Source organism: Nocardioides sp. (genome assembly GCF_031397825.1).
Lineage (GTDB): Bacteria > Actinomycetota > Actinomycetes > Propionibacteriales > Nocardioidaceae > Nocardioides.
In genome coordinates this window covers 1-2,168 of record NZ_JANNML010000180.1, presented here as the reverse complement: position 1 = coordinate 2,168, position 2,168 = coordinate 1, and the positions used below count along the sequence as shown (strand labels likewise).

3 protein-coding genes are annotated in these 2,168 nt (G+C 72.4%); all 3 read left to right on the top strand.

Annotated elements, in window-relative coordinates; genetic code table 11:
• Nucleotides 1-406, top strand: a 406-nt coding sequence (locus RMN98_RS15455; RefSeq protein WP_309649711.1) for a methylmalonyl-CoA mutase family protein, incomplete at its 5' end; no start/stop codon positions are given.
• A 10-nt stretch (nucleotides 407-416) separates the two neighbouring features.
• Nucleotides 417-1,001 carry a GNAT family N-acetyltransferase gene (locus RMN98_RS15450; protein ID WP_309649710.1) on the top strand — a complete coding sequence of 195 codons (585 nt, stop codon included), beginning with the start codon at nucleotides 417-419 and terminating at the stop codon, nucleotides 999-1,001.
• Between the two features lie 96 nt (nucleotides 1,002-1,097).
• Nucleotides 1,098-2,168, top strand: a 1,071-nt coding sequence (locus RMN98_RS15445) for an acyl-CoA dehydrogenase family protein (protein ID WP_309649709.1), incomplete at its 3' end; no start/stop codon positions are given.

The following is a 2,168-nucleotide window of genomic DNA, read 5'->3' as shown; positions in this document are numbered from 1 at the left end:
CGACCGCATCACCGAGCGCGGCGGCGTGCTGGGGGCGATGGAGACCGGCTACCAGCGCGGTCGCATCCAGGACGAGTCGATGCTCTACGAGCACCGCAAGCACGACGGCACGCTGCCCATCGTCGGCGTCAACACCTTCGTCGCACCGGAGTCCGACCAGGCGCCCGTGACCATCGAGCTGGCGCGTGCCACCGAGGAGGAGAAGCGCTCGCAGCTCGACCGCGTCCACGGCTTCCAGGAGACCCACCGCTCGGAGGCCGAGGAGGCGCTGGAGCGCCTCAAGCGGTCGGCGATCGAGGGTGAGAACGTCTTCGCGGTGCTCATGGACGCCGCCCGGGTCTGCTCGCTGCAGCAGGTGACGGAGGCGTTCTTCGAGGTCGGCGGGCAGTACCGCCGCAACGTCTGAGGAGGTGCCCGTGGAGACCCGGCCCGTTCATGCCTTCGACGACGTCGCGACGATGCTCGCCCCGAAGAACCCGACGTCGTCGGTCTGCTGGTGCCTCAGCCACCGCGTCGACTCCCGCACCAACCGCGAGCTGGTCGGCCCGGCCCGCGGCGAGTTCATGCGCGAGCTGTGCGCGCGCGAGGTCGCCCCGGGCGTCCTGGCCCACGACGAGGACGGCACGGTCGTGGGGTGGGCGGCGGTCGCGCCCCGCTCCGAGCTGCCCTTCGCGCGGTCGAAGAAGATCCCGCACGTCGACGACCTGCCGGTGTGGTCGCTGTGGTGCGTCAGGGTCCGTCCGGGTCACCGGGGCCGGGGCATCGCGCGCGTGCTGGTATCCGGTGCCGCCGACTACGCCTTCGACCAGGGCGCCCCGGCGGTCGAGGGCTACCCGGCCGACAACCAGGGCGCCAAGGTCGACCTCACCATGGCCTACGTCGGCACCCGGGCGCTCTTCGAGAACGCCGGCTTCACCAAGGTCTCGGACACCGACGCGGTCTCCGGCGGCTTCCCTCGCGTGATCATGCGGCTCCTCGCCGAGGAGCGGCGTACCGTCTGAGCACCGGTCGACGCACCCGCACCGCCCCCCGTCCTGCCCGTCATCCGTCCCGCCAGATCGCCACCAGGCGTTCTGGATCACCCGCTGGAGGAACCCGTGCCCGCGACCCGCGTCCTGCCCACCGAGGAGGCCGCCGACCTGCTGCGGCTGACCCGCGAGATCGTCGAGGGCGAGCTCGCCCCGCGCGTGGCGCAGGCCGAGGCAGACGAGGAGTTCCCCCGCGAGGTGTTCCGCACGCTGGGCCGCGCCGGGCTGCTGTCCCTGCCCTACCCCGAGCAGTACGGCGGCGGCGAGCAGCCCTACGAGGTCTACCTCCAGGTGCTCGAGGAGATCGCGTCGGTGTGGTCCTCGGTCGGGGTGGGCGTGAGTGTCCACGCCCTGTCCTGCTTCGGTCTCTTCACTCGCGGCACCGAGGAGCAGAAGCAGCGCTTCCTGCCCGAGATGCTCTCCGGTGAGCTGCTCGGGGCCTACGCGCTGTCGGAGCCGCACGCCGGCTCCGACCCGGCGGCCATGACCGCCAAGGCGGTCCGGCAGGGCGACGGGAGCTACGTGCTCTCCGGCACCAAGGCCTGGATCACCCACGGGGGTCACGCCGACTTCTACAAGGTGATGGCCCGGACCTCCGCCGACCGCAACGGGATCTCCTGCTTCCTGGTGCCCGGTGACGCCGAGGGCCTCAGCGCCGACCCGCCCGAGCGCAAGATGGGCCTGACCGGCTCGGCCACCACCACGCTGCGACTCGAGGGCGTGCACGTGGACGCCGACCGCCTCCTCGGTGACGAGGGGGACGGGCTGCGGATCGCGCTCGAGGGTCTGGACTCCGGGCGGCTGGGCATCGCCGCGGTCGCGACCGGGCTGGCCCAGGGCGCCCTCGACCACGCCGTGGCCTACGCCAAGCACCGCGAGACCTTCGGCAAGCGCATCATCGACCACCAGGGGCTGGCCTTCGTGCTGGCCGACATGGAGGCCGCCGTCCAGTCGGCACGGGCCACGACGCTGCACGCGGCGCGGCTCAAGGACGCCGGACGCCCCTTCGGCCGGGAGGCGTCGGTCGCCAAGCTGGTGGCGACCGACAACGCCATGAAGGTCACCACCGACGCCGTCCAGGTGCTCGGCGGCTACGGCTACACGCGCGACTTCCCCGTCGAGCGCTACATGCGCGAGGCC